Raw genomic sequence first — 3,827 nt, 5'->3', positions numbered from 1 at the left:
GGCCGCGGCGAGCCGGCGCAGCACCTGGTCGGTGTCGCCGCCGGCGCCCTCCCCGGGGCCGCCCACGTACACCACCAGCGAGCCCGCGGCGGGGCTGACGGAGGGGTCGGCCTCGACGATGTCGGTGGCGCCCGCGGTGCCGAGCACCTGCCGGACGGCCGCCAGGGCGGGGCCGTCGGCGCGGCGCGGCGCGACCAGGGCGACGGTGTCGGGCACCGCGACGGCGCCGCCCGCGGCCTGCAGCTGCTGCGGGCGCGGGTAGACCTGCGGCTCGGTGATCGAGCCGAGCGGGGTGACCGGGGCGCTGGTGACGGGGCGGTCGCCGATCGACGGTGCGGCGAGGGCCGCCGGACCGGCCAGCAGACCGCCGACCACGGCGGCCGCGGAGAGCGTCGCGGCGAGCTGCAGGGCGCTGCGGCGGCGGCCGGCGGGGGTGCGCCGTTCGGCGCGGACGGAGGCGAGCAGCGGCTCGGTGCCCTTGATGTCGGCGATGAAGCGGTCCGCGGCCCGGGGCGCCAGCTGGCGCGCCGTCCGGGCGGCCGTCCGGCGTGCCGTCAGCGCGGCCGGATGGTTCAGGAGTTCGCGCAGCGCGGGGCTCTGGTCCAGCTGCTGCCTCAACCGCCGCCCGGCGGCCACCGACACCCGTGCCTGCACCGGACCTCCTCCATGCCCCGGACAGCCGGTCCACCGGGCCCGCCACCCGGTCACCGCCGTACCCGCCTCAGCGGGCCAGCCCACCAGCTGACCGGCCGGGTGTCAACGCCGGTGGCGGGTATGCCCGATTTGCGTATCCGTCGGCCGGTGACCGGGCCCGGCCCGGCGCGCGTGGGCCGCTCTGCGTCGGCGTGCCCCCTCGGCGCCGTGTCGGTCGGGGTCGCACGGCGTGCGGGCGGGTAGGACTGTGCCTGTTCGCGTTCGGTGATGTCCCGACTCCAGGGAGCCGCGAGTGGCCGCATACCTTGACCGTGACCAGGCAGCCGGGGAGCAGGTCCCCGCCGAGGACGCACCGCCCCCGCCGCCGGACCTGGTGGCGCTGGCGCACGCGTACGGGGTGGACAGCACGTACAACCCGGGCGGCGGGACGGTCCCGGTCGGCTCGGACACGCTGGTCGCGGTGCTGGCCGCGCTCGGCGTGGACGCCTCCACCCCGGAGGCCGTCCGGGCGGCGCTGCACAGCCACCGGGTGGAGACCGCCGCCCGGCTGCTGCCGCCGACGGTGGTGGTCCGTCAGGGCCGCCGCACCGCACTGGACGTCCCCGCCGAGGCGGAGCTCGCCGTCGAGCTGGAGGACGGCGGCCGCTGGGACCTCCCGAAGGGCCACTCGCACTGGCTGCCCGCCGACCTGCCGCTCGGCCGGCACCGCCTCACCGCCAAGGCCGGCCCCCGCCAGGGGTCCGCCGCGCTGATCGTCGCCCCCGAGCGGCTGCCCGAGCCGCCCGGCCGCTCCTGGGGCTTCCTCGCCCAGCTCTACTCGGTGCTCTCCGACCGCTCCTGGGGCATGGGCGACCTCGGCGACCTGGCCGACCTCGCGCAGTGGGCCGGCCACGCGCACGGCGCCGGCTTCCTGCAGATCAACCCGCTGCACGCGGGCATGCCGGGAGCCCCGTCGGACCCGTCGCCCTACCGCCCGTCCTCGCGCCGCTTCGCCGACCCGGTGCACCTGCGGATCGAGGCGGTGCCCGAGTACGCGTACGCCGACGCCGGGATCCGGGACGTCGCCGAGCGGGCCGGCCGGCTGCGCGCCGAGGTGCTCGACCACGACGGCCTGATCGACCGGGACGCCGTCTGGGCGCTCAAGCGGGAGGCCCTGGAGGCGCTGTACGCGGTGCCCCGGACGGTCGGCCGCCGGGCCGCGCTGGACGCCTTCACCGCCCGCGAGGGCGAGTGGCTGGAGCGGTACGCCACCTGGTGCGCCCTCGCCGAGCAGCACGGCCCGAACTGGCACGCCTGGCCGAAGGGCCTGCGGCGTCCCGACGGCCCGCACCTCGCCGCCGCCCGCGCGGAACTCGCCGAGCGGATCGGCTTCCACCGCTGGCTGGCCTGGCTGGTCGACGAGCAGCTCGGCCGGGCCCAGCGGGCCGCCGAGGACGCCGGCATGGCCGTCGGCCTGATCCACGACCTCGCCGTCGGCGTGCACCCGGACGGCGCCGACGCCTGGGCCCTCCAGGACGTCCTGGCCCACGGCATCTCGGTCGGCGCCCCGCCGGACGCCTTCAACGCGCACGGCCAGGACTGGGGGCTGCCGCCCTGGCGGCCCGACGCGCTGGCCGCCACCGGCTACCTGCCCTTCGCCGAACTGCTGCGGGCCGCCGCCCGGCACGCCGGGGCGCTGCGGATCGACCACGTGATGGGGCTGTTCCGGCTCTGGTGGGTGCCGGCCGGGCACCCGCCCACCCGCGGCGCCTACATCCGCTACGACGCGGAGGCGATGCTCGGCGTGCTCGCCCTGGAGGCGCACCGGGCCGGCGCGTACGTCATCGGCGAGGACCTGGGCACGGTGGAGCCGGGCGTCCGCGAGGAGCTGGCCTCCCGGGGCGTCCTCGGCACCTCGGTGCTCTGGTTCGAGCGGGACTGGCAGGCCAAGGGCGAGATCCTCCCGCCGGAGCGCTGGCGGGCCGGCTGCCTCGCCACCCTGACCACCCACGACCTGCCGCCGACCGCGGCCCGGATCGGCGGCGAGCACGTGGAGCTGCGCCACCGGCTCGGCCTGCTCGCCCGCCCGCTCGGCGAGGAGCAGGACGCGGCCCGGACCGAGCTCGCCGAGTGGGCCGCCGAACTCACCGCCCGCGGCCTGCTCCCCGAGGGCGCGGAGCCGACGCCGGAGGCGCTGTACGCCTTCCTGCTCGCCACCCCGGCCGCCCTGGTCGGCGTCTGGCTGCCGGACGCGGTCGGCGACCCGCGCCCGCAGAACCTGCCCGGCACCTGGGACCAGTACCCCAACTGGCGCCTCCCGGTGGCGGACGGGGAGGGCAACCCGGTCACCCTCGACGCCCTCGCCGCGGCCCCCTCCACCGCCCGCCTGGTGGCCGGCCCGGCGGCCCGGCTCGGAAGGCCCACCCCGCCGAGCGGCTCCGTGTGAGCGGCCGGTACGGTGACGACGTGGACAAGAGGAACGCTATGCGCGCCGGTGCGGTCACCGCGGCGGCCACGCTGATGATGCTGATGACGTCGCCCGCGATGGCCCTGACCCGCGACGACGGTGACCAGCCGGGCTCCGGGATCAGCACCGCCGAGGTCGTCGGCATCTACGTGCTGCTGCCGATCGCGCTCTTCCTGCTGATCGCCGGCCTGGTCTGCCTGCCCTCGCTGAAGAACAAGGGCAAGAACAAGTAAGACGTCCGTCCGAGCGCCGTCGGGGCCCGCCCCGGCGGCGCTCCGGCATGTCCGGGGGAGTTCCCGGGCCTGCGGCCGGCACGCGGGAACGCGCCTGCAACGGGGCGGCGGCCCCGAATCAGGCCGGGCGCCCCGGCGGGGGCGGTCAGGTGCGGGCCGGGGCTGCCCGGGGGCGGTCAGGAGGCGGTGGCCGGGTGCCAGTCGGCGGGGCCGGCGGCCGGGAGGTGCCGGGCGAGGCCGTCCGTCCAGCGCTTGGTGCCGTCGGGCAGCACGGCGAGCGCCTCGACGCCGGGCCGGCGGGCGGCCCAGGCGAGGGCGCGGTCGGGGCCCATCGCGAAGGCGGCCGTCGCCCAGGCGTCCGTCCGGGCGATGCCGGTGCCGGGGTCGCCGACCAGGGTGAGCGAGGCGAGTCCGGCGGCGGGGCGGCCGGTGTGCGGGTCGACGACGTGCGCGCCGCGTTCGGCGGTGCCGGAGGTCGCCACCGCCAGGCCGCG

General features: G+C 78.4%; 3 protein-coding genes and 1 pseudogene. 2 read left to right on the top strand and 2 right to left on the bottom strand.

The features are described 5' to 3' along the window. Window positions 1-654, bottom strand: a pseudogene (locus tag ABZ641_RS28840) (hypothetical protein); the annotation flags it as partial. A gap of 397 nt (window positions 655-1,051) precedes the next feature. Here ABZ641_RS28840 and malQ point away from each other — a divergent pair. After that, window positions 1,052-3,079, top strand: coding sequence for a 4-alpha-glucanotransferase (gene malQ / locus ABZ641_RS28835; protein ID WP_344625730.1), 2,028 nt, complete (start codon window positions 1,052-1,054; stop codon window positions 3,077-3,079). Window positions 3,080-3,099: 20 nt separating this feature from the next. After that, the gene (locus ABZ641_RS28830; protein ID WP_344625710.1) at window positions 3,100-3,333 is read left to right on the top strand and encodes a hypothetical protein; all 234 of its coding nucleotides are present in this window, start codon (window positions 3,100-3,102) and stop codon (window positions 3,331-3,333) included. A gap of 176 nt (window positions 3,334-3,509) precedes the next feature. Here ABZ641_RS28830 and ABZ641_RS28825 read toward each other — a convergent pair. Continuing rightward, window positions 3,510-3,827 (bottom strand): FAD:protein FMN transferase (locus ABZ641_RS28825; RefSeq protein WP_359986398.1); only part of this gene is annotated, 318 nt, incomplete at its 5' end.

The organism is Kitasatospora sp. NPDC007106, assembly GCF_040634455.1.
Classification (GTDB): Bacteria; Actinomycetota; Actinomycetes; order Streptomycetales; family Streptomycetaceae; genus Kitasatospora; species Kitasatospora arboriphila.
Note: the sequence above shows the minus strand (reverse complement) of the source record. Positions and strands in the feature narration are given on the sequence as shown.